The sequence below is a fragment of the Streptomyces albus subsp. chlorinus genome (assembly GCF_013302895.1).
Classification (GTDB): Bacteria; Actinomycetota; Actinomycetes; order Streptomycetales; family Streptomycetaceae; genus Streptomyces; species Streptomyces chlorinus.
Genome location: NZ_VJOK01000001.1, coordinates 6080810 through 6102327, shown reverse-complemented (window position 1 = coordinate 6102327; position 21518 = coordinate 6080810). Strand labels below are relative to the sequence as shown.

Annotated in this window: 21 protein-coding genes and 1 pseudogene; 6 read left to right on the top strand and 16 right to left on the bottom strand. The window is 73.4% G+C overall.

The window, feature by feature from the left end; genetic code table 11:
• Together FM076_RS26460 and FM076_RS26455 are read right to left on the bottom strand one after the other, a co-directional pair.
• On the bottom strand, positions 1 to 854 hold an 854-nt coding region (locus tag FM076_RS26460), incomplete at its 3' end, for a serine/threonine-protein kinase (protein WP_173875024.1).
• Between the two features lie 64 nt (positions 855 to 918).
• Positions 919 to 1269 carry a DUF5955 family protein gene (locus FM076_RS26455; protein WP_243274644.1) on the bottom strand — a complete coding sequence of 117 codons (351 nt, stop codon included), beginning with the start codon at positions 1267 to 1269 and terminating at the stop codon, positions 919 to 921.
• 215 nt (positions 1270 to 1484) lie between these two features.
• On the opposite strand from FM076_RS26455, the gene FM076_RS26450 reads away from it, so the two are divergent.
• From FM076_RS26450 to FM076_RS26440, 3 genes are all read left to right on the top strand, one after another.
• Positions 1485 to 2144, top strand: coding sequence for a nucleotidyltransferase family protein (locus tag FM076_RS26450; protein ID WP_173873407.1), 660 nt, complete (start codon positions 1485 to 1487; stop codon positions 2142 to 2144).
• 328 nt (positions 2145 to 2472) lie between these two features.
• Positions 2473 to 4101, top strand: coding sequence for a malate synthase A (gene aceB / locus FM076_RS26445; RefSeq protein ID WP_173873406.1), 1629 nt, complete (start codon positions 2473 to 2475; stop codon positions 4099 to 4101).
• Positions 4102 to 4295: 194 nt separating this feature from the next.
• A complete protein-coding gene (locus FM076_RS26440; RefSeq protein WP_173873405.1) occupies positions 4296 to 5249 on the top strand; it encodes a hypothetical protein in 954 nt (317 codons plus the stop codon).
• Positions 5250 to 5454: 205 nt separating this feature from the next.
• Here FM076_RS26440 and FM076_RS26435 read toward each other — a convergent pair whose 3' ends face one another.
• From FM076_RS26435 to FM076_RS26410, 6 genes are all read right to left on the bottom strand, one after another.
• Positions 5455 to 6132, bottom strand: coding sequence for a GOLPH3/VPS74 family protein (locus FM076_RS26435; RefSeq protein ID WP_173873404.1), 678 nt, complete (start codon positions 6130 to 6132; stop codon positions 5455 to 5457).
• A 79-nt stretch (positions 6133 to 6211) separates the two neighbouring features.
• On the bottom strand, positions 6212 to 7735 hold the full coding sequence (locus tag FM076_RS26430; protein WP_345945241.1) for a YfcC family protein: 1524 nt from the start codon (positions 7733 to 7735) through the stop codon (positions 6212 to 6214).
• Positions 7736 to 7977: 242 nt separating this feature from the next.
• Positions 7978 to 8448 carry a GNAT family N-acetyltransferase gene (locus FM076_RS26425; RefSeq protein ID WP_173873402.1) on the bottom strand — a complete coding sequence of 157 codons (471 nt, stop codon included), beginning with the start codon at positions 8446 to 8448 and terminating at the stop codon, positions 7978 to 7980.
• A 149-nt stretch (positions 8449 to 8597) separates the two neighbouring features.
• Positions 8598 to 9479, bottom strand: coding sequence for an AroM family protein (locus FM076_RS26420; RefSeq protein WP_345945240.1), 882 nt, complete (start codon positions 9477 to 9479; stop codon positions 8598 to 8600).
• A gap of 14 nt (positions 9480 to 9493) precedes the next feature.
• Positions 9494 to 11242 (bottom strand): OPT/YSL family transporter, encoded by a 1749-nt coding sequence (locus FM076_RS26415; protein WP_173873401.1) that lies wholly within the window; start codon positions 11240 to 11242, stop codon positions 9494 to 9496.
• 123 nt (positions 11243 to 11365) lie between these two features.
• Positions 11366 to 12358, bottom strand: a complete 993-nt coding sequence (locus FM076_RS26410; RefSeq protein ID WP_173873400.1) for a DUF1177 family protein — start codon at positions 12356 to 12358, stop codon at positions 11366 to 11368.
• A gap of 146 nt (positions 12359 to 12504) precedes the next feature.
• Between FM076_RS26410 and FM076_RS26405 the strand changes: the two genes are divergently transcribed.
• Together FM076_RS26405 and pepE are read left to right on the top strand one after the other, a co-directional pair.
• On the top strand, positions 12505 to 13308 hold the full coding sequence (locus FM076_RS26405) for a helix-turn-helix domain-containing protein (RefSeq protein ID WP_173873399.1): 804 nt from the start codon (positions 12505 to 12507) through the stop codon (positions 13306 to 13308).
• A gap of 172 nt (positions 13309 to 13480) precedes the next feature.
• Positions 13481 to 14215 (top strand): dipeptidase PepE, encoded by a 735-nt coding sequence (gene pepE, locus FM076_RS26400; RefSeq protein ID WP_173873398.1) that lies wholly within the window; start codon positions 13481 to 13483, stop codon positions 14213 to 14215.
• 167 nt (positions 14216 to 14382) lie between these two features.
• Here pepE and FM076_RS35100 read toward each other — a convergent pair.
• Positions 14383 to 14637: pseudogene (locus tag FM076_RS35100) on the bottom strand (hypothetical protein); the annotation flags it as partial.
• Here FM076_RS35100 and FM076_RS26390 point away from each other — a divergent pair.
• Positions 14632 to 15327, top strand: coding sequence for a helix-turn-helix domain-containing protein (locus tag FM076_RS26390; protein WP_173873397.1), 696 nt, complete (start codon positions 14632 to 14634; stop codon positions 15325 to 15327). The pseudogene FM076_RS35100 and the gene FM076_RS26390 overlap by 6 nt on opposite strands.
• Before the next feature lie 133 nt (positions 15328 to 15460).
• Here FM076_RS26390 and FM076_RS26385 read toward each other — a convergent pair whose 3' ends face one another.
• The 7 genes from FM076_RS26385 to FM076_RS26355 all read right to left on the bottom strand — a co-directional run bounded on the left by FM076_RS26385 (position 15461) and on the right by FM076_RS26355 (position 21484).
• Positions 15461 to 16933 (bottom strand): solute carrier family 23 protein, encoded by a 1473-nt coding sequence (locus FM076_RS26385; RefSeq protein WP_173873396.1) that lies wholly within the window; start codon positions 16931 to 16933, stop codon positions 15461 to 15463.
• A gap of 293 nt (positions 16934 to 17226) precedes the next feature.
• Positions 17227 to 18621: an 8-oxoguanine deaminase gene (locus FM076_RS26380; RefSeq protein ID WP_173873395.1), complete on the bottom strand. Its 1395-nt coding sequence runs from the start codon at positions 18619 to 18621 to the stop codon at positions 17227 to 17229.
• A 189-nt stretch (positions 18622 to 18810) separates the two neighbouring features.
• Positions 18811 to 19746, bottom strand: a complete 936-nt coding sequence (gene pucL, locus FM076_RS26375; RefSeq protein ID WP_173873394.1) for a factor-independent urate hydroxylase — start codon at positions 19744 to 19746, stop codon at positions 18811 to 18813.
• 4 nt (positions 19747 to 19750) lie between these two features.
• Positions 19751 to 20191 (bottom strand): hydroxyisourate hydrolase, encoded by a 441-nt coding sequence (locus FM076_RS26370; RefSeq protein WP_173873393.1) that lies wholly within the window; start codon positions 20189 to 20191, stop codon positions 19751 to 19753.
• Positions 20188 to 20712: a 2-oxo-4-hydroxy-4-carboxy-5-ureidoimidazoline decarboxylase gene (uraD, locus tag FM076_RS26365; RefSeq protein WP_173873392.1), complete on the bottom strand. Its 525-nt coding sequence runs from the start codon at positions 20710 to 20712 to the stop codon at positions 20188 to 20190. The genes FM076_RS26370 and uraD overlap by 4 nt, the downstream gene beginning before the upstream one ends.
• Before the next feature lie 140 nt (positions 20713 to 20852).
• Positions 20853 to 21230 carry a helix-turn-helix domain-containing protein gene (locus FM076_RS26360; protein ID WP_173873391.1) on the bottom strand — a complete coding sequence of 126 codons (378 nt, stop codon included), beginning with the start codon at positions 21228 to 21230 and terminating at the stop codon, positions 20853 to 20855.
• Positions 21230 to 21484 (bottom strand): hypothetical protein, encoded by a 255-nt coding sequence (locus FM076_RS26355; RefSeq protein ID WP_173873390.1) that lies wholly within the window; start codon positions 21482 to 21484, stop codon positions 21230 to 21232. Before FM076_RS26355 ends, FM076_RS26360 begins: the two co-directional genes overlap by 1 nt.
• Positions 21485 to 21518 lie beyond the last annotated feature (34 nt).

The following is a 21518-nucleotide window of genomic DNA, read 5'->3' as shown; positions in this document are numbered from 1 at the left end:
GTCTCGCCGGAAGCGGTCCGGCACAGCCGGAGGATCTCGGTGGTGCCGGGCCGGTCACCGGGGTCCTTGGCCAGGCAGCGGGTCACCAACTCCCGCAGCTCGCCCGGGAGTCCGTCGAGGCGGGGCTCGTCGTGGACGATGCGGTAGAGCACCGCGTGCGAGGTGCCCTCGCCGAAGGCGGGGGTGCCCAGGGCCGCGTACGCCGTGAGCTGCCCGAGCGCGAAGAGGTCGGTGGCCTCGGTGACGGCCTCCCCCGCGGCCTGTTCGGGCGCCATGAACGAGGGGGTACCGACGGTGACACCGCTGCTGGTGAGCGAGGTGGCGTCGGCGGCGCGGGCGATGCCGAAGTCGATGACGCGCGGCCCGTCGTCGGCGAGCAGCACGTTGGAGGGCTTCAGGTCCCGGTGGACGATGCCCGCCTTGTGGATGGACTGGAGGGCCTCCGCGACCCCCGCGGCCAGGAACAGCACGGTGGAGACGGGCAGCGGACCGTGCCCGCCCACCGCCTCGGCGAGCGAGGGGCCCGGCACATAGGCGGTGGCCAGCCAGGGCCGCGGCCCCTCGGTGTCGCTGTCGATCACGGGCGCGGTGCACAGCCCCTGCACGCGCTCGGCGGCGGCCACCTCCTGCTGGAAGCGGCGCCGGAACTCCGGGTCCTCGCTGAACTCGGGGCGGATCACCTTGAGGGCGACGGGCCGGCCACCGGGGGTGTACGAGAGGTAGACCTTGCCCATGCCTCCGGAGCCGAGCCGTGCCGCGAGCCGGTATCCGGCGACCGTGGCCGGATCGTCCTGCCCGAGCGGCAAGAAGACCTCCGCCGCCGCGCCACCGGCTGCTGTCGCCCCGTCAGCCATGTACCTCTGCCCCCGGTTTCCTCGTCGGTCGCTGCAAGACGACCAGACAGTACCGGGGCGGTGCTCAGTGGGTGGCGCGCGGGGCGGTGCCGAAGAGTTCGACGGCCTCCCGGACGGCCGCCAGCGGCGGCGCGAGGGCGCTGACGGAACCCACCGCGGCGGCGAGCAGCAGCAGGGAGTGCCGCAGCTCCTCCGGCGCGGGTGCGCCGGAGTGCACCGTCGCGGCCAGTACGTCGAGTTCGCGCTCCGCCTCCCGGCGGTCGCGCAGGTCGGCCGGGTAGGCGTCCAGTTCGCGCCGCATCCGGCGCACGGCGCGCCCCAGCGCCGCCACCCTCGGATCGCCGCCGGTCTCGTGTCCGGCGGCCACGGCTCCCCACTGCCCCATCGTCTCGCTCTGCACGTTCTCCCCCCACATGGGACGTTCCCGCGCCGCGCCCGGCCCGGGAGTGCCATTCCTCCGAGAAGCGCGTGGACAGCTCGGAGATTTTGACAGTAAACGCCACTCTCCGCGTGTGGCGCCACACGGAACGCAAGATTTCGGGGATGCCGTTGCGGTGATCATCCCCAAGGAGGAGACGGGAGCGGGCCCGGATCCCCCTCAGGCGGTATCCGCGCGGTCACCATGGCCCTATGACACCTGGCGGGCGGACACCGGACGGCCGGCCCCGCTCCCCGCACCCGTGCGCGGAGCGGGAGGGCGCGGCCCCCTCCGTCGCCGGACTGCTGCTGGCCGCAGGCGGCGGACGGCGGCTGGGCGGGAGGCCCAAGGCCCTGCTGCCCTACCGCGGGCGTCCGCTGGTGGAGCACGCGGCCGGCGTCCTGCGGGCGGGCGGCTGCGATCCGGTGTACGTGGTCCTGGGGGCCGCGCGTGACCGGGTGCGCCGACAGGCCCGGCTGCCCGGGTGCGTCCAGGTGGACAACCCGGACTGGGCGGAGGGGATGGGCGGTTCGCTGCGAGCCGGCCTGCGGGCGGTCGCGGCGTCCGGGGCCGCCGCCGTCCTGGTCCTGCTGGTGGACCAGCCGGGCATCGGCGCAGGCGCGGTCGCCCGGGTACGCGACGCCTGCCACTCCCCCGCGGCTCTCGTCGCGGCGGCGTACGACGGACGCCGCGGCCACCCCGTACTGCTGGGCGCCGACCACTGGAGCGGTGTGGCCGACAGCGCCCAGGGGGACGCGGGGGCGCGCGCCTATCTCCGCGCGCGGGCTTCGCGGTTGACCCTCGTGGAGTGCGCCGACCTGTCCGACCCCGCCGACATCGACACCCCCGAGGACCTGCGCCGCCTGCGCTGACCCGGCAGGAGCAGGAGGCGGCCCCACCGTCCGGCGCCCGCAACCGTCGCCCCGCGGCCCGCATGACCCGGGGAAGGGGTGGCACCCGGGGTCAGCGGAGGAGGGCGTTCCGGGGGTGGATCGGGGTGAGAGATGTCTCGACGTCAACAAACTCTTGAAGTTCCACTATGAGGAAACTAATCTCCACTGATCAGAAGCGCCTTCCTGTCCCGAAGGCGCCCCTGCCCGCGTTCCGCGCGCCCGGCGCGGCACGCGGCACCCCGTGCCGCCCCGCATCCCGCACGAGCCCGGCGGCCGCACATCACGCTGTCTGAAGGAGTGACCCACCATGTCCGCACCAGCGCCCTCTCCGCTGGAAATCGTCGGCGTCGACCCCGGGCAGCGGCCCGCGAGGCAGGACGAGGTGCTGACCGGCGCCGCGCTGGAGTTCGTCGCCGCGCTGCACCGCGAGTTCACCCCGCGCCGTGACGAACTGCTCGCACGGCGGGCCGAGAAGCGCGCCGAGATCGCACGCACCGCCGCCCTCGACTTCCTGCCCGAGACGGCCCACGTGCGCGAGGGCGACTGGCGGGTCGCCGACTGCCCGCCCGCACTGCTGGACCGCAGGGTGGAGATCACCGGCCCCACCGACCGCAAGATGACCATCAACGCCCTCAACTCCGGGGCGAAGGTGTGGCTCGCCGACTTCGAGGACGCCTCCGCGCCCACCTGGGAGAACGTGATCGGCGGTCAGCTCAACCTGACCGACGCCTACGAGCGGCGCATCGACTTCACCGACGAGCGCACCGGCAAGAGCTACGCCCTGCGGCCCGCCGAGGAACTGGCCACCGTCGTGGTGCGGCCGCGCGGCTGGCACATGGACGAGCGGCACCTGGTCTGCGACGGCAGGCCCGTCCCCGGCGCACTGGTGGACTTCGGGCTGTACTTCTTCCACAACGCCCAGCGGCTCATCGACCTGGGCAAGGGCCCCTACTTCTACCTCCCCAAGACCGAGTCGCACCTCGAGGCGCGGCTGTGGAACGAGGTGTTCGTCTTCGCACAGGACTACTGCGGCATCCCCCGGGGCACCGTCCGCGCCACCGTCCTGATCGAGACCATCACCGCCGCCTTCGAGATGGAGGAGATCCTCTACGAGCTGCGCGAGCACGCCGCCGGGCTGAACGCGGGCCGCTGGGACTACCTCTTCTCCCTCGTCAAGAACTTCCGCGACGCCGGCTCCCGCTTCGTCCTGCCGGACCGCAACGCGGTGACGATGACCGCGCCGTTCATGCGCGCCTACACCGAACTGCTCGTGCGCACCTGCCACAAGCGCGGAGCCCACGCGATCGGCGGAATGGCCGCCTTCATCCCCTCCCGCAAGGACCCGGAGGTCAACGAGACCGCCTTCGAGAAGGTGCGGGCCGACAAGGACCGGGAGGCCGCCGACGGCTTCGACGGGTCCTGGGTGGCGCACCCGGACCTGGTGCCCATCGCCAAGGCGTCCTTCGACGCGGTTCTCGGTGACCGCCCGCACCAGAAGGAGCGGCTGCGCGAGGACGTCGAGGTGAAGGCCGCCGACCTCCTCGCCGTCGACTCGCTGGACGCCCGCCCGACGTTCGAGGGCCTGCGCAACGCCGTGCAGGTCGGCATCCGGTACATCGAGGCGTGGCTGCGCGGGCTGGGCGCCGTCGCCATCTTCAACCTGATGGAGGACGCGGCGACCGCGGAGATCTCCCGCTCCCAGATCTGGCAGTGGGTCAACGCGGGCGTCGTGCTGGACACCGGGCAGAAGGTGACCGCCGCTCTGGCCCGCCAGGTCGCCGCGGACGAACTCGCCGCGATCCGCCAGGAGCTGGGCGAGGAGGCGTTCGCCGCGGGCAACTGGCAGCAGGCCCACGACCTGCTGCTGCGGGTCGCCCTCGACGAGACGTACGAGGACTTCCTGACCACACCCGCCTACGAGCTGCTGCGCGGCTGAGTCCGCACAGGCGACGCCGGGGGGTGGCGGGGCCGTGTCGGCGGCCCCGCCACCCCCCGTCCCACTATGTTGACGAAATGATGATCGGTGGTGGCGTCGGTGCCTCCCGGCGGCCGGCGTCCCGCCGATGCGCGTCGACGCGCGTCCCTCGCGGTGACGCGCCGACGACCTCGCACCACCGGGAGGAAGACCTCATGCACCGCACGCCGCTGATACGCGCCTGCGCCGCCGGAGCCGCCGCGCTGGCCGCCGGGGCGGCCCTCGCCGCCCCCGCACAGGCCACCACCCCCTCGGCACCCGACCCGGCCGCCCCGCACCACGGCTGGGTTTCCACCGGCACGGGTATGACCTCCGGCGTCAGCGGCATGGTGACCACCGGACGGCACGGCGACGGCTACGACGCCCTCATCGTGCGGGACAGCAAGAAGCCCGGCGAGAACCGGCTGGCCTCCGTCACCCACCGGCCCGGCAGCGGGCTCGCCGTGAAACCCCTCGCCTGGAAGGGCGGCGGCGAGCCCGTGGACCTGGAGGCCCTCGACCGGGTGCCGGGGCACCCCGGCTCGTACGTCGCCCTGGCCAGCGCCGGTGCCGGATACCGCATCGACGTGGACGGCGGCGCCGCCCACGTCCGCGACACTTTCACCCTGCCCGGGATCGGAGAGGGCGACAACTTCGAGGGCTTCGCGCTCACCTCCCGCCACGGGAGGCTCGCGGCCGTCTGGGCGGACCGCGGCCAGGACGACCGCCCCGCGACGCTGTACTCCGCGCGGGTCTCCCTCCGGGCCGGCCGCACCGCCTTCGGCACCGTCACCAAGCGGCAACTGCGGGCGCCCTACCCGGCCGAGGACGTGCGGCACACCTCCGACCTGAAGATCACCGACTCCGGTTCGCTGCTGGTCGGCTCCGCGTCGGACCCGGGTGACGACGGGCCCTTCGACTCCGCCGTCTTCCGCGCCGGCTCCCTGGAGTTCAGCCGCTCGGGAGCGGTCTCCCTGCGGGTGAGCAAGCACCCCGAGGTCCTCGGCACCTTCGCCGGCCACAAGATCGAGGCCCTCGCCTGCCTGCCCGACTCCCGTCAGGGCGTACTCGGCACCGACGACGAGAACGCGGGCGGCGCCCTGCGCACCGCCCGCTTCTGCGAACGCTGACCCCCGCGGGGGGGGGCTCCGCCCCTTTCCGCGGCGGCGGACCCGGTACGCCACGACCCCGGCTGCCGCCGGCTCCGCCGCCCGGACGGCGGGTTCGGCACCGCCGGGCATGTGCGTCGTGGCTGAGCGCCGTCGCGGCGGGAAGGGCGCCCCGCGCCGTCGCGCACAGGGGGCGCCCCGCGCCGTCGCGGTGGGGGCGGGTGGGTCAGGTGGTCGTGGTGGTGATTGTCGTGGCGACCGTTGTGGTGACGACGAGTGCTGCCAGGACCGCCTGCATGTCCTGGAGGGCCTGGTGGACGTCGGCCGCGACCCACTGGCCCTCCGCGAGGGCCTCCATGCGGGGGGCCACCCGGTCGCGGGGGACGTCGGGGAAAGCGGCACCGTGCAGGCCGGTGGCGTGGAGCAGGGCGATCAGGCCGGTGGTGCGGGCGTCGGGGTCGGCGCCGTGGAGGACGACGTCCTCCAGGCGGTGCCGCAGCGCCCGTTCCGCCGAGCCGTCCGCCTCGGGGTAGCGGCGGCCGGGGAAGATGCCGAGCACCCGGTGCTTCCGCTCGGTGAGCACGCCCCGGTCGACCAGGCGGTCCACCGCCGCGTCGAACGCCTTGGCCTGGTCCTTGGCGAGCCAGTCGCCGACCTCGGCCTTGCTGTGCCGTGCCGTCCAGTCGGTGAGCTGGGCCAGGCGCCCGTCCAGGAGCGGGTCGCCGGTGGGGGTGGGGTCGGTCACGGTGAGCCGGCCGTCATCGACCGCCACGCGGCCGGCCAGTGCCAGCTCCAGCAGGGTGCCGCCGGCCACGGCCCAGCCGGCGCTGTGGCGGTCCTTGACGGCGCCGGATTCGTCGTCCACCGACAGCAGTGTGACTTCTTCGCCCAAGGTGACCGTCATGGTCACGTCCCCCTTCGTGCGTCCCCGTTCTCCGGTTCGTCCGCTGCCCACCCACCGCAGGCCCAAACCTCACGCCTGGTCACGTCAGCACGGCGCCCAGTGCGATGAACCCGGCGATCAGCAGGGCGAGCAGGCCCAGCAGCGGGGCCGCGAAGCGCAGGTACCGGTCGTAGCCGACCCGGGCCAGGGAGATCCCGCCCATGATGACGGCGGTGGTGGGAACCCACAGGTTCATCCAGCCGCTGGCGGCCTGCCAGGCGGTGACGACCAGCGCGCGGGAGACGCCCGCGAAGTCGGCGAGCGGGGCCAGGATCGGCATGGCCAGGGTGGCGTGTCCCGAGGTGGAGGGGATGAGGAAGGCCAGGGGCAGGTTGACGACGAAGACCATCAGACCGAACAGCGTGGAGGGCGCGCCGGTGACGGCGCCCTCGATGGAGTGCAGCACGGTGTCGGTGACCTTGGCGTTGTTCATGAGGGTCGTCACACCGCGGGCCAGGACGATCACCAGTGCGGGCGAGACGAAGTCGCCGACGCCCCCGACGAACGTCTGAGTGAACCGCTGCTCCCCCATGCGCGTCAGCAGCCCCACGAGGATCGAGGCGCACAGGAACAGCGCGGCCAGCTGCGGGAAGGACCAGCCCAGTTCCCAGCCGTACGGCGCGGCGTCGGACTCCCCGGTCAGTGCGCCGGCCCACGGGATCACCGAGAAGATCATGAAGGCGAAGACCAGGACCACCGTCACCAGCACCGCCTTGTGCATGCCGGTCAGCGGCGGCGGTTCGCCCGCGTCGTCGCGTACGGCGGCCTGTTCGCGGTCGCCGGGCAGGTAGCCGGACAGGGACCGCTCGGGGCGGGCCCGCACCCGGCGCGCGTACCGGAGGACGTAGCCGATGGTGACGGCGGTCAGCACGAGCCACATCGCGGCGCGCAGGGCGATGCCGTCACCGAGGGAGATGTCGGCCGCGGAGGAGGCGACGCCGGTGGCGAACGGGTTGACCGTCGAGCACAGCACGCCGGTCCCGGCGCCGAGGATGATGCTGCCGGTGGCCACCATCCGGTCGTAGCCGAGGGCGAGCATCAGCGGCACGATCAGTCCGTAGAAGCCCAGCGTCTCCTCCGCGAAGCCCTCCACGGTGCCCAGCAGCGAGAAGATCAGCATGACACCGGTGATCAGCAGGGCGCCGCGGTCGCGCAGCCGGTGCGCGAGGCGGCCGATGCCGCGGTCCAGGGCGCCGGTGGCGAACACGACGGTGAGGAAGGCGCCGATGGCCAGGACGAAGAGGAACACCCCGGCGGCGCCGTACAGCTCGCCGGTCGCGTCGGGGGCGACCCGTCCGGTCCTGGTGTCCTGGACGCCGTAGAGCCCGTTGACCGGCGAGAGGAACAGTTCGTTGAGCCGGTCGGTGAAGCCGAGCCCGGACGGCTCGCGCCGGTAGGTGCCCTGCCGGGGCGCCCCGTCGGCGTCGCGCTCATAGCTGCCGGAGGGGACGAAGAAGGCGATCACCCAGACGAGGAGGGTGACGAGGGCGAGGACCGTCAGCGCGCTGGGGAAGGTGAATCCGCGCCGCCCGGCCTCCGGTTCCGGCGCGGCCCCGGCGCTCACGGGGTGCCTCCGGCGCGGACGGCGCGCGCGCAGTCGCGCGGGTCGTCCGGCAGCTCCCGGTTGTCCGGCTCTCCCGGTTCCTCGGCTCCGGCCACGCCCCGCGCCCCTTTCCTGGCTGCTCCGTCCACGCACCGGCGTCGACGCAAAGCGCAGCATAACGGGCATACGGGGCACACTGCGGGCAGGGGCGGGCGGGGCCGGTACCGCGACGTGCCGGCACCGGCCGGGCGGGGCTCGCGGGATCAGGCCCCCAGCGCCTTGAGCGCTTCGCCGGTGAGGCGGTAGACCGTCCACGCGTCCTGCGGGCGGGCGCCGAGCGACTCGTAGAAGGCGATCGAGGGCGCGTTCCAGGTGAGGACGGACCATTCGAGGCGCTCGTAGCCGCGCTTCACGCACAGCCGGGCCAGCTCGGTCAGCAGCGCCTTGCCGTACCCGCCGCCGCGGGCCGCGGGCCGGACGTACAGGTCCTCCAGGTAGATGCCGTGCACCCCGCGCCAGGTGGAGAAGTTGAGGAACCAGAGCGCGAAGCCGACGACGTTCCCCTCCCCGTCCTCGGCGATGTGCGCGAAGGCAGCCGGCTGCTCGCCGAACAGTGCCTCACGCAACTGCTCCGGCGTGGCGCGGGCCTCCTCCAGCGCCCGCTCGTACTCGGCCAGCTCGCGGATCATCGCGTGGAGCTGGGGGATGTCCTCGGGGAGTGCGGTACGGATCATCCCCGCAGGATAGAAGGGGCCCCGGGCCCGGAGGGCGGCGGTCCGCGGACCGGGACCCGCAGCCTGGGACGCAGGACGCGGACGCGGACCGGACAGGTCTTGCCGGTCCCGTGCGGCGGGGACCGTCGCGGCGCCGTACGCCGGCTCGTTCAGGCGCCGTGCGCCGCACCGGCCGGATGACCGGGTGCCCCTGACGCCCCCGCGGCTGCCGCGGCCTCCGCCGCCAGGCGGACGGCCAGGGCGCGGGCCAGGAGCACGGGGCGGTCCGCCGCGGTGGCGGCCGTGCGGCGCATCGACTCGGTGTAGCCGATGCAGTCGAGGACGAGCCAGCGGCAGCCCGAGGCGGCCAGGCGGCGCGCGGCCGAGGCGGTCCGCTCGTGGGCGTCGTCGGCGTAGGGGTCGGCGGGCTCGGCGCGTACCGGGCCCGGCAGCAGCTTCGACCAGCGGTGGGCCACGTCGGCGGCCTGCGCCGGGAGCGGGCAGACGATGCCCACCGGGTCGGCACCGACCAGGGCCCGCACGCCGTGCTGGACCAGTGGTTCGGCGTACAGGAGGGGGCGGGCCGCCGGTACCTCGGGGAAGTTGCCGGTGCACAGCAGCAGCGTCGCCGTCGCGCCGTCCGCCTCGCAGCGGGCGACGGCCCGCCGGATGCGGGGGGCCAGCGCGTCGTGGCCGAGGACGACGGAGGTGCCGTCGCGCAGCCGGGAGACGAGCGGGGCCTCGTCCGCGGCGGGGGCGAGGGCGGCGCGGGTGCGGTCGCCCTCCGCCCCGTCGAACACGTCGTCGTCCAGGGCGCCGTGCTCGTACGGGCACAGCCCGCCCAGGTGGGGCGCGATGTCCCCGGCGAGGTCGGTGCGGGGCGCCTGCCCGATGGTGACCAGCCCGAGCCCGGTGGGGCCGGCCGCCGCCACGTCGGGACCCGGGCCCGCGGCGACGCCCGGGCCCGCGTCCACGCCCGCGTCCTCGCCCGTGTGCACGTCCGCCCCCGCGTCGGCGCTCCCGCCCGCCCCCGCGTTCCCGTCCCTGTCCACGTCCGCCTCCACGGTCACACCGCCTTGTAGATCTGACTGACGTCGTTGAGCGAGCTGCCCGCCACCAGGCCCGCGCCCACCAGCGCCAGGTCGTTGTCCGCGTCGGTCTGCGGCTGGGTGTCCTCGGCCGCCCGGCCGCCCCGCGTCTTCCAGCGGGAGTAGCCGATCCGCACGGCGAGGGCCGCGAGCACCAGCCAGCCCGCCTGCGGGGTGGCGACGAGCAGGCCGGTCGCCAGCAGGACGCCCATCTGGCGCGAGGAGCCGCCGAGGAGCTGGATCAGCGCCCCGGGGATCGCCCACAGCGCCATCATCGTGAGGGCGTGGCTGTCGGTGAGTCCGGCCTTGATGGTGTCCACGTACACCTGGGCGACCGGCGGCACCCGGCCGTCCTCGAAGAACGGCTTCCAGGTGACGACGACGACCAGGATGGCGACCGCGAAGCCGACGAGCTGCGCGATGTACTGCTGGCGCCGCCCGGCCATCTCGTAGGGCTGCCACGGCAGTGCGCCCTTGCGCAGCAGCCACCCGGCCTTGAAGTCGAAGCCGACGTCGGCGAACGCGGGCCCGGTCGAGGCGGCGTAGCCGACCAGCAGAGCCAGCGGCACCATCGGGATGCCCAGGACGAGGCCGAGGATCAGGAAGATGAGGGTGACGGCGAAGGCCGGGAACCAGCCCGAGTGCATGGCCGCCAGTCCCACGATCAGCTGGTGCACCAGGGCGGCCACCCCGGCGAGCAGCACCCAGCCGACGAGTCCGATGCCGCCCATGTCCGAGACGACGCCGCCGGTCAGGGCGATGAGCATGGCGCCGACGAGGAAGAGGGCGAGCCCTTCCAGCAGTCCGCGGCGCAGGCGCCGCGTGTCCACCGTCCGGGTCCCGGGAGCGAACGCGGACCCGGCGGCCGTGCCGTCCTGACCGGCCGCGCCGGAGGCCGGGGCGGGCGCGGGCCCGTCCTCGCGGTCCGCCGGCCGGGGCTGCCCCGCCCCGCGCTTCCCTCCGCGTCCGGCTCCCTTGCGGTCCCGCATCAGCAGCACCGCCTGCACCAGGGCGACGAGCCCGGCGCCGATCATCACCCCGTGCGGCACATGGTCGGCCGCCAGGTCCACGTCGAACAGCCCGGGCGCGTACTGCGCCACCAGCAGGCCGACGCCGAACATCAGGAGCGCCCAGATGTTGCCGAGGAACGCGACGCCCGCCGCGCTCATGGGGAGCTTGAAGAGGGAGCCGACGAAGCCGACGACCGCGCTGAGGCCGAGCAGCTTGGCCTTGCGGCCGCCCTCGTCACCCGCCTTGATCGTCTCGGCGGCGGCGATGCCCGCGGGCCACGCGGCGCTCGCGGGCAGCAGCCGCGAGTCGAAGACCCGGTAGAGGACCCAGCTGTCCACGGCCAGGCCGATGACGGCGCCGCCCAGCATCGGCCACACCAGTCCGGGCCGGCCCAGCAGGAACGGCACCGCGATCGGGGTGACCAGCGAGTTGGCCGCGGCGAAGGTGGAGCCGGAGATCGCGGACTGGACGAGGTTCTGCCGCTGCGGGTCGCGCATCCGCGCCAGTGCGGCGAAGGAGACGCGGCCGATGAGCATGGCGATGAGCGCGCCGATCACCGAGGTGTTCGGCGCGATGCCGAGGGTGGTGATCAGGACGAGGCCGATCACGGCTCCCAGCACGGAGAGGAGGACGGTCACCACGAGGGTGACCGGTTCCAGGGCTCTGGGGTGGGCCGGTGCCCTCTCGGGGGCGGGGGCCGGTGGGGAGGTGCTCATGCGGATCTGTCTTTCCGGGTGCGCATGCGGTGCGTGGGTGGTGCGGAGGGCGGGCCGGTGCCGCCCGGGGGGCGGCGCCGGTCGCCCGTACGCGGCGGGGAGGGTGGCCGCACCGGGACGGGGTCAGTCCTCGGTCGCTCCCTCGGTCGACTGCAGGCGGGTCATGGGGCCGTAGAGGTCCACGAGACGGGCGAACTCGTCCTGGTCGTGGAAGCGGACCGCCCCTCGTCCGTACTCCTTCGCGGCCTCGACGGCGAACCGACCCGCCGCGGCGATGTCGGTCTCGTGGCTGGCCCCGGTAGCGCAGCCGGCGACGGCGGGTCCGGTGGTCAGGGCGAGGCCGACCACCGGGGCTGAGGTCGCCACGCACGGCTGCATGATCGAGTTGATGTGGTGGACGCCGTTGCCGTACGGGGTGATGTCCTGCGTGGTGATCGGCAGCACATGCGCGTCCTCGCCGGTGACGGTCTCCAGCAGGCCGAGCAGGTCGTCGCTGACCCGCAGGATCCAGCCCTCCTTGACCGTGGGCGAGAGGGCGACGCCCCGGTGGTTGAGGAGCCGGTTGCCCTTGGTGGTGTCGATGGAGACGACGGCGTCCATGGCCGCGTCGATCTCCTCGCGGTTGCAGTCGAGGATGGAGACCGGCGAGTCCATGAACGGCACCGGGTCGTGCGGCCGGGTCGGCGCGTCGGGGCACACGTGGGTGCTGAGGATGACGTCGCCCCGGAGCACGTCGCCGCGGCCGTACATGTCGAGCAGCTTGGCCGCCGCCGCCAGCGCCGCCACGGCGCCGTCCGCGTCCGAGACGATGCCGGTGCGCTCGGGGCGGGCGCCGACGCCGCCGAGGCGGCCGAGGATCCCGAGCGTGGGCGCCTCGCCGCCCGAGCGGGCTCCGGCGCTGCCCGGGACGACGACCTTGACGAAGTCGGTGCCGCCCTTCGCGCCCTCGACGCGGGTCACGGTGATGCCGACCTGTCCGGTCACGGCGGCCGGGTCGGGATGGCCCGCCTCCTCCACCGCGCGGTCGAGCACGCGGCGCAGGTGCGCGGCGAGGCTGTGCCCGTCGGCCTGGGGCCGGTCGAGGAGTTCGATGACGTCGAGTACGTGCTTGAGCACCGGGGGCTCCTTGGTACTGGTGGTGCGGTTGGTGCGATTGGTGCAGTTGATGCGGTGATTGCGGCAAGGTTGCTCCCCCGAACCTGTGAGAGCAACCTTTTCCCTATATGCGAGAAGCCGGATCGACTACCGGTAGAGTGAACGGCGTGACCACCGATCGAGGAGCACCGCTCCAGACCGCGGACCGCGCCCTGCAGGTCCTGCTCGCCTTCACCCATGACCGGGAGGAGTGGGGCGTGACCGACCTGTCCGCCGAGTTCGGCTGGGACAAGTCGGTCACCCAGCGCCTGCTGGCCTCCCTCGCGCACCGGGGCTTCCTGGTGTCGGACGCCGTCACCCGGCGCTACCGGCTGGGCCCCGCCGTCTGGCACATGGCCACCGCCTGGGAGCGGCACGGCGGAATGGCGGCCCTCGTCCGGCCCGCCCTGCGGGAGCTGGCCGCCGTGAGCGGGGTGACCGCGCTGTTCGCCGTGCCCGACGGGGCGCACCTGCGCTGCGTCGACTCGGCCGACGGCACCCTGGGCCCGCTGCGCGCCTACCGGCTGGCCGACGAGCTGTACCCGGGCCACGCGGGCGCGACCTCGCGCGCCTACTTCGGCATGCTCACCCCCGGCGCACGCGCCGCCCTCCTCTACGGGCGCCCCATGGCCCGCTTCAGCGAGCTGACCGTCACCGACCCGGCGGAGCTGGAGGAGCTGATGTGCCGGGTGCCGGCGGACGGCTTCGCCTACTCCGAGGGCGAGTACGACCCGGCGACGGCCGGCCTCGCGGTACCCGTGCTGGTACGCGCTCAGCCGGTCGGCTCCCTCACCCTCGTCGGCCCGCACGCGCACCTCGCCGGGAAGCAGCAGGAGTTGCTGGTCCCGCTGCGCTCCGCCGCGGAGGGCCTCGGCGAACTGCTCACCCCGCGCCGGGTGCGGGGACGGCGCGGTGAGACGGCCCGCTCCTGACCGCGCCCGCGCACCCCGCCACGGCGTGCGCCGTCGCGGCGCGGGCCACCACGGCGCGGGCCACCACGGCGCGGGCCACCACGGCGCACGCCGCCCGGCGCATGCCCCGCACCGAGTCGGCCGGGCCCGCCTCCCGGGCCCGCAACCCGAGATCCAGAAAGGCTGAACGCCCATGAAACTGCTGCTGCTCTCCAACTCCTCCGCCCCCGGCCGGGGTTACCTCGACCACGCCCGGGAGGTGATCGCCGGCCATCTCGCCGGCGTGCGCGAGCTGCTGTTCGTCCCGTACGCGCTGGCCGACCACGACGGCTACACCGCGAAGGTCGCGGCGTTCATGGACGGGCTCGGGGTACGGGTGCGCGGCGTGCACACCGCCGGGGACCCGCGTGCCCTGGTGTCCGGTGCGCAGGCGGTCTTCATCGGCGGGGGCAACAGCTTCCGGCTGCTCAAGTCGCTCCAGGAGCGGGGCCTGGTCACGGCGATCGCCCAGCGGGTGCGCGAGGACGGCGTGCCCTACATGGGGTCGAGCGCGGGCACCAACATGGCCTGCCCCACGCTGCGGACGACCAACGACATGCCCATCGTGCAGCCGGCGTCCTTCGACGCGCTGGGGCTCGTCCCCTTCCAGATCAACCCGCACTACCTGGACCCGGACCCGGCCAGCGCCCACATGGGCGAGACCCGCGAGGAGCGGCTGACCCAGTTCCTGGAGGAGAACGACGTGCCCGTCCTCGGGCTGCGGGAGGGCACCTGGCTGCGGCGTACGGGCGAGGCGCTGGAGCTGGGCGGCGTCGCGTCCGGCGCCCGGCTGTTCACGGCGGGCGCGGAGCCGGTGGAGTACGCGCCGGGCGCCGACCTGAGCCGCCTGCTGACCGCCACGGCCCGGTTCGACCACCGCACGGCCTGAACCCGGCCGGCCGGAACCCCGGCGGCGCCCCTGTGGGGCAGGGCCGTGCCGGGGCCCTCGCGTACGACGAGGGCCCCGGCACAGGGGCGCCGTTCACGTGCCGGGCGCCGTTCAGTGCCGGGCTGCCGCCGCCTCGGTGCGGAGCTGCCGCCCGGCAGGTGCTCCCTGCCCCAGGCGCCGAGCGGGGCCGGCCTGTCGTCGAGGGAGACGCCCAGAGGCGTGAGGCGGTAGGCGACGCGGCGCACGGCTCCCTCGTAGGGCTCCTCCCGGCGGACGATCCGGTCCGCCTCCAGCCGGCGGACCAGCGCGTGCCGAGGGCGCCCGGTGAGTGCCGTCCCGATGGAGCTTCCTACGATCCCGGGCTTCGGGCGAACAGACGGTAGGCAGTCCGCTACCGGCCTCCGTACCGTGTGCCGATGCACTACGGCACGTCACGGGGACAGGCGGGGAGTTCGTTCGACGGCACGGCCGCGCGCCGGCTGCGCGAGGGGCTGCGGCTGTCCCCGGAGGACGTGGCCTACGGGATACGTGCCGCGTACGGCATGGAGGCCGACGCGCGCACCGTCGCGGCGTGGGAGGCGGGCGTCGCCGCCCCGGACGAGCGGCTGCTCGCCGCGCTCGCCGGCGCCCTGTGGTGCTCCCCCTCCGACCTGATGGGCAGCCCCGGGACACTGCGCGAGTACCGGATGGCGCGCGGGATGTCCCGGGCCGATGTCGCGCTCGGCATCGGGATGGCGCCCGAGGCGTACGCGCGGGTCGAGGACACCGGTGTCTGGACGGGTGACGCGCGGCAGGCCGACGCACTGGGCGAGGTGCTGCGGCTGCCGGTGCCCGCGCTGGTGGAGTTCACCGGGCGGGACGAGGAGTTGGCCCGGCTCCTGCGCAAGGCCGCGACCACGCGCTGGCAGGCGTACACGGGACCCGTCTGCGCGCTGGTGCCGCTGTCCCGGCAGTACGTGGAGGAGGGGCTGCGCGCGCTGCACGCCGCCTACCAGTCCACGACCGCGGCCTCCCTGGGCTGGGGGCAGCCGGCCTCGGCGTCCTCCCGGGACGCCGGGCGCGCCTTCCTGGAGGACGTCCTCGCCCACTTCTGGCAGGCCGTCGAGGGCTGACACGGTCGCCGCCCGCCGCGAGCGCCGGCGGCCCCTGCGTCGCGAGCGGCGGTGCCGGACCGGCCTCGGAGCGAGGCGGGGTCCGGCACCGCCGGATGCCGGGTGTGCCGGGCCGCGGGAGCGGGCCTTGGCGCTACGCCGGGGCGTGGTCGGGGTCCCGGGGGTGCGGGATGCCCTCGCCGGGTTCCATGGGGTGGGCCACCACTTCCTCGTCGCGGCGGGAGGTGCCCAGGTGGTTGAAGACGAGGTTGAGGAGGACGGCGGTCACGCATCCGGTCGAGATCCCGGAGTCCAGGATGATCTTCGCGCTCTCCGGGAACGCGTGGTAGAACTCGGGCGCCGCGATGGGGATGATCCCGACGGCCAGCGCGGTGCCGACGATCAGCACGTTGTTGTCCTTGCCGAGGTCGGCCTTGATGAGCGTCTGGATGCCGCTGGCGGCCACCGAACCGAACAGGACGACACCGGCTCCGCCGAGCACCGGCTGCGGTACGGAGGCGATCAGTCCGGCGGCCAGGGGGCACAGGCCGAGGAGGATGAGGATCCCGCCGCCGGTGGCGACCACGAACCGGCTGCGGATGCGGGTCATGGCCACCAGTCCGATGTTCTGTGCGAAGGCGCTGCACAGGAAGCCGTTGAAGAAGGGGCTGACGAAGGAGCCGAGGGTGTCGGCGCGCAGTCCGGCGGCGATGGTCTTCTCGTCGGCGGGGCGGTCCACGACCTCGCCCAGCGCCAGCATGTCGGCCGTCGACTCGGTCATCGACACCAGCATCACGACGCACATGGAGACGATCGCCGCCACGGCGAACTGCGGTGCGCCGAAGTGGAAGGGCGTGGGGAAGCCGACGACGTCGGCCTCCTTGACGGCGGTGAAGTCCGCGATGCCGACGGGTATCGCGATCAGTGTGCCGATCACGAGGCCGATCAGCACCGCGATCTGCTTCAGGAAGCCGGTGGTGAACCGCCGCAGCAGCAGCACGATCAGCAGCGTGACGCCGGCCATGCCGATGTTGCTGAAGTCGCCGTAGTGGGGGTCCTTCGCGTTGCCGCCCTGGGCCCAGTTGAAGGCCACGGGCATCAGCGAGACGCCGATCAGGGTGATGACGCTGCCGGTGACGACCGGCGGGAAGAAGCGGACGAGTTTGCAGAAGAGCGGGGCGATCAGGAAGCCGAGCGCGGCGGCGACCATGGTCGCGCCGAAGATCACCGGCAGCGCGTCCTCGGGGCCCGCCGATTTGTTGATCGCCAGCATCGGCGCGACGGTCGCGAAGGTGACCCCGTTGACGAAGGGGAGCCGTGCCCCGATCTTCCAGACGCCGAGCGTCTGGAGCAGGGTGGCGATGCCCGCCATGAAGAGGCTGGCACCGGTCAGGAAGGTGAGTTCGGTGGGGGACAGTCCGACGGCGGCACCGATGACCAGCGGAGGCGCGACGACCCCCGCGTACATGGCGGCGACGTGCTGGAGGCCGGTGGTGAACAGCTTGAGGGGCGGCATGCCCTGGTCGACCGGGTGCTTCCTGGCGGGGCCCTGCGAGCCCTGGCCCGGTACGTCCCCACTGCTGTCCGCCGTCTTTCCTTGCGTGGTGAACCTGGGCGTCTCGGCCACGGGGTCCTCCTGTTGTTTACGGCGCCGTGCGGCACGCGGTTTCCGGAGGTGGTGCGGTCTGCAAGGTGGTGCTGGGGATGGGGTGGCTGTGCGGCGCGGTGCCGCGGTGTACGAGGTGGTGCGGTGCGCCCGTGCGGTATGTCCGGAGCATGACAGGGGCCAAGGTGTCCGGAGCCGGGTGGGGTGAACCGGCCGGGAGCCGTCCCTCCCGGCCGGTGTCCTGTGGCGGCCCGAGGCCGCGGTGCGGTGCTCACGGGCCGGGGGTGGGGCCCGTGTCGTCGGGGCCGGCCCGGTCAGCCGGCGCCCGCGGCGAGCCGGGCGAGGCGCCTGGCCTCGTCCCGCGCGCCCCGCGCGATCTCGTCCTCGTCCGCGCGGACCAGCCGCCCGTCCTCGACGACCGGTACGCCGCCCACGAGGGACAGGGTGACCGGGGCCGCCGCTCCCAGGACGAGTGCGGCGACCGGGTCGGCGATCGAGGAGTGCCCGATCCCGTCGAGCTTCCACAGCACGACGTCGGCGAGCTTGCCCGCCTCCAGCGAGCCCGTCTCCTGGGCGCGGCCCAGCACCCGGGCACCGCCGTAGGTGCCCAGCCGCAGGGCCTGGCGCACGGTGAGCGCGTCCTGCTTGTGCGGGCCGAGGCGGCTGACCAGCAGCGCGTTGCGCAGCTCGGTGTGCAGCTCGCCCGACTCGTTGGAGGCGGTGCCGTCCACACCGAGGCCGACCGGTACGCCCGCCGCCAGCATGTCCGGGACCCGGGCGATGCCCGCGGCCAGCCGGGCGTTGGACGAGGGGCAGTGCGCGGCGCCGGTCCCGGTGCGGGCGAAGGCGGCGATGTCCTCGTCGGTCATGTGGACGCAGTGCGCCATCCACACGTCCTCGCCCAGCCAGCCCACGGACGCGAAGTAGTCGGTCGGGCCCATGCCGAACCGCTCGTGGCAGAACGTCTCCTCCTCCGCCGTCTCCGAGCCGTGCGTGTGCAGCCGTACGCCCTTGCGACGGGCCAGCTCGGCCGACTGGCGCATCAGTTCGGTGGAGACGGAGAAGGGGGAGCAGGGCGCGACGGCGATGTGCAGCATCGAGCCGAACGAGGCGTCGTGGTAGGCGTCGATGGCCTTCTCGGTCGCGGCGAGCGCGCCCTGAAGGGTCTCGACCGCGAAGTCCGGGGGCAGCCCGCCGTCCGACTCGCCGAGGTCCATCGACCCGCGCGCCGCGGTGAAGCGGACGCCCAGTTCGGCGGCGGCGCGGATCCCGGCGCCCAGCAGGTCACCGGCCCCGCGCGGGAAGACGTAGTGGTGGTCCATCGCCGTGGTCACACCGCCGCGCGCCATCATGCCCAGGGAGGCGCGGGCCGCCGCGTGGACCATCTCCTCGTCGATGCGCGCCCACGTCGGGTAGAGGGCGACCAGCCAGTCGAAGAGGGAGGAGTCCTGGGCCAGGCCCCGGGTGAGCCACTGGGAGAAGTGGTGGTGGGTGTTGACCAGGCCCGGGGTGAGCAGGTGTCCCGTCCCGTCGACGCGGCGCGTGACGTTCTCCAGGTCCCCGGGGGCGTCCCCCGGGCCGAGGGATTCGATCCGGTTGCCGTTGACGACGAGGTGGCCCGTCGCGTACTCGGTGTCCTCCGCGTCGACCGTCGCGATGGCGCACTTCTCGACGACTGTGCGGCCTGTGGGTATGCCGGTGTCGGCCATGAGGTCCTCGATCGGGGGGTTTGCGGTCCCGCCGGGCTCTTCCCGGCTCCGGAGTGCTGTCCGGAGCCGCGGTCCGCAGGGATCGGACGCGGCCCTCTCCGCCGCCCGGCCCGGGAAGCCGGGCCGGCGGACGAAGGCCGGGGTCCGGGGGCGGTGGCCCCCGGATGCGGGAAGCGGCGGGCGGGTGTGTCAGAGGTTGGTCATGTCAACGGGGATGCGGGGGGTGGCCCCGTCGCGGAGAACCGTCGCCTCGATCAGGCCGTACGGGCGGTCGGCGGCGTAGTAGACCGCCCCGTCCGCCGCCTCGTTCTTGATGTCGAAGGGCGACAGGTCCACCTTGAAGTGGTGCTTGTTCGGCATCGAGAACCGGATCTCGTCGATCTCGGGCCGGCTGTTGATGACGCGCGAACCCATCTGGTACAGCGTCTGCTGGAGCGAGAGCGAGTAGGTCTCGGCGAAGGCGTGCAGCATGTGCTTTTTGGCCTGCGCGTAGGACTTGTCCCAGTTGGGCGTGCGCTCACCCTCGGCACCGCTGAAGCCGTACCGCCACCAGGCGCTGACCTCGGTGGCGAGGATGCGGTCGTAGTCCTCCTGGAGCGTGGTGTAGCGGTCCTTGATGTAGCCCCAGAACTCGGAGTTGGTGGAGTTGAGGACCGTCAGGCCCTTCAGCCCGGAGAGCACCTCGACGCTCTCGCCGTCGTAGGTGATCTGCGCGGTGCGTATCTCCTGGCCCTTGCGGACGAAGGAGTGCCTGACCTCGTCGGCGCCGATGAACTTCGAGTTGGCGTCGGAGGTCTCGATGCGCTCCCAGGCGAACTCCTCGATGCGGATGCGCGCCGTGTGGATCGGCTCGGTGTTCTCCACGAAGTGCCGGGCCAGCAGGATGCCGTACGCCTCGGCGGACTCGATGCCGTGCTCCTTGGCGAACGCGAAGCAGGTGTTCTTCGTGGTGTCGGTCGGCAGCACATGGGCGTTGGAGCCCGAGTAGTGCACGTCGTCCAGATCACCGCTGAGGGAGACGGAGACGTTGAGATCCTTGATGTGGTGCGTGTCGCCGTCCCGCGTGATCTTGACGACGCGGTTCTCCGCCTTGCCGTACTGGTTCTGGCCGAGAATCGTGGGCATGGTGTCAGCTCCCTCGGTACACGGAGTAGCCGAACGGGTTGAGCAGCAGCGGCACGTGGTAGTGCTCGCCCGGGTTCACCGCGAAGACGATGGAGACCTCGGGAAAGAAGCTGCCTGGTGCGCTGTCCCTTACGCGGGGGGCGTCCTGCTGTTCCGCGGCTTCGCGCTGGCTGCGCGGATTCGAACTGTGCTCTGCCACGCCGGAGGTGTCCGAGAAATACGGCTCTGTCTCGAACTCCAGCCGCACATGGGTGGTGCCTTCCGGCAGCGCCGGAAAGTCCTTGCAGCGCCCGTCGGCGTCGGTCTTCGACGCTCCGTGCGCGGCCCAGGCGGACCGCTCGTCACCCTGGCGTACGGACAGCCGCACGCCGACTCCCGCGGCCGGGCGGCCGCGGCTGGTGTCCAGGATGTGCGTGGACACCGATGTGCTCGTCGCGTCGCTCATGCCGTGGGGGCTCCTTCCTCTTCCGCCGCGAGGCGGGTGAGCCGGATGCGGTTGATCTTCGCCAGCTCCCGCCGCACGATCTCCCGCTCCTGTCGCGGTGAGTTGTCGATCCGGTGACGCACGGCGTCCCTCATCTCCTCGGCGCTCCTGCCGGTGGCGCAGATGAGGAAGACGTGCCCGAACTTGTCCTGGTAGGCCAGGTTGAGTTCGAGCATCTCGGCCTTCAGCTCCTCGGAGGCGCCGGCCATGCCCCGCTGTTCGCGGGCCGAGGCCGGGTCGCCGGGCTTGGGGCGGCCGATGGGCGGGTGCCCGGCCATGGCCTCGTCCAGCCCCGCGTCGGTGAGGGCCGCGGTGGCCTCGTCACTCGCGGCGAGGAGCGCCTCGACGCTCTCGTAGGGACGCCGGGCGAGCAGGGCGTCCGCCCAGCCGCGGGCGGCGCACACCTCGTGGAGCGCGGCGCGCGCCTCGGCGCCCTGGGCGGAGTTGAACCAGGAAAGTCCTGGCGTCGAGCGCGAAGTCACGGGGACCTCCGGGGCCGTGGTGCTGTCCGGGCTGGGAACAGCTAAGTCCCCCGGCAACATCACGTCAACAGTTTGTTGAAGCCTTTTCGACATCTTGGAATGGAAAGCCCGCGATGCGGAAGGCTCCCCGCAGGGAGGGGTCAGCGCCCGTTGTCCCTGTTCAGGTAGTTGTAAACGGTGAAGCGCGAGACGCCCAGGGCGCCGGCCACCGTCTCCACCCCGTGCCGCACCGAGAAGGCCCCCCGGTTCTCCAGGATCCGCACCACGGACTGCTTGGTCTTGCGGTCCAGCTCGGCGAGCGGCACACCGTGCCGGCGCTCCAGCTCGGCCAGGAGGTGGTCGAGGGAGTCGGACAGGTGCGGCAGCCGCACGGCGACCACGTCCTCGCCCTCCCAGGAGAGGACCACATCGTCACCCCGCGCCTCCTGGGGAGGCACCATCGTCCCGCCCATCGCGTCCACCAGCGGCTTGACCGCGACGACGAACGGGTGGCCCGCGGCCTGCGGCGCGTCCTCCATCAGCCCTCGCCCTCCCCGATCACGTTGATCTGGAGCGAGACGCGGGTCGCCCCTGCCTCCAACGACCGGCGCAGGAGTGCGGACACGGCCTCCAGGACCTGGTCCCGGGAGCCCTCGGCGGTGTTGCCGAAGGGGCCGACGTCCACGGCGTCGAGTGCCGCGCGCTGGACGACGTCCCGGGCCACGACCGCGTGCTCGGGCGCTTCGTCGAGGTCGAAGGGCTCGGTCGTGAACTCCACACGCAAGCGTTCCATGCGCTCACACTACCGAGGGCGCCCGGCCGCGGCG

What these genes read in the sequence shown, in the direction of transcription:
- FM076_RS26455 (WP_243274644.1), bottom strand. Translation starts at nt 1,269, where the DNA reads ATGTGGGGGGAGAACGTGCAGAGCGAGACGATGGGGCAGTGGGGAGCC.
- FM076_RS26450 (WP_173873407.1), top strand. Translation starts at nt 1,485, where the DNA reads ATGACACCTGGCGGGCGGACACCGGACGGCCGGCCCCGCTCCCCGCAC.
- aceB (WP_173873406.1), top strand. Translation starts at nt 2,473, where the DNA reads ATGTCCGCACCAGCGCCCTCTCCGCTGGAAATCGTCGGCGTCGACCCC.
- FM076_RS26440 (WP_173873405.1), top strand. Translation starts at nt 4,296, where the DNA reads ATGCACCGCACGCCGCTGATACGCGCCTGCGCCGCCGGAGCCGCCGCG.
- FM076_RS26435 (WP_173873404.1), bottom strand. Translation starts at nt 6,132, where the DNA reads ATGACGGTCACCTTGGGCGAAGAAGTCACACTGCTGTCGGTGGACGAC.
- FM076_RS26425 (WP_173873402.1), bottom strand. Translation starts at nt 8,448, where the DNA reads ATGATCCGTACCGCACTCCCCGAGGACATCCCCCAGCTCCACGCGATG.
- FM076_RS26415 (WP_173873401.1), bottom strand. Translation starts at nt 11,242, where the DNA reads ATGAGCACCTCCCCACCGGCCCCCGCCCCCGAGAGGGCACCGGCCCAC.
- pepE (WP_173873398.1), top strand. Translation starts at nt 13,481, where the DNA reads ATGAAACTGCTGCTGCTCTCCAACTCCTCCGCCCCCGGCCGGGGTTAC.
- FM076_RS26390 (WP_173873397.1), top strand. Translation starts at nt 14,632, where the DNA reads ATGCACTACGGCACGTCACGGGGACAGGCGGGGAGTTCGTTCGACGGC.
- FM076_RS26380 (WP_173873395.1), bottom strand. Translation starts at nt 18,621, where the DNA reads ATGGCCGACACCGGCATACCCACAGGCCGCACAGTCGTCGAGAAGTGC.
- pucL (WP_173873394.1), bottom strand. Translation starts at nt 19,746, where the DNA reads ATGCCCACGATTCTCGGCCAGAACCAGTACGGCAAGGCGGAGAACCGC.
- FM076_RS26370 (WP_173873393.1), bottom strand. Translation starts at nt 20,191, where the DNA reads ATGAGCGACGCGACGAGCACATCGGTGTCCACGCACATCCTGGACACC.
- FM076_RS26360 (WP_173873391.1), bottom strand. Translation starts at nt 21,230, where the DNA reads ATGGAGGACGCGCCGCAGGCCGCGGGCCACCCGTTCGTCGTCGCGGTC.
- FM076_RS26355 (WP_173873390.1), bottom strand. Translation starts at nt 21,484, where the DNA reads ATGGAACGCTTGCGTGTGGAGTTCACGACCGAGCCCTTCGACCTCGAC.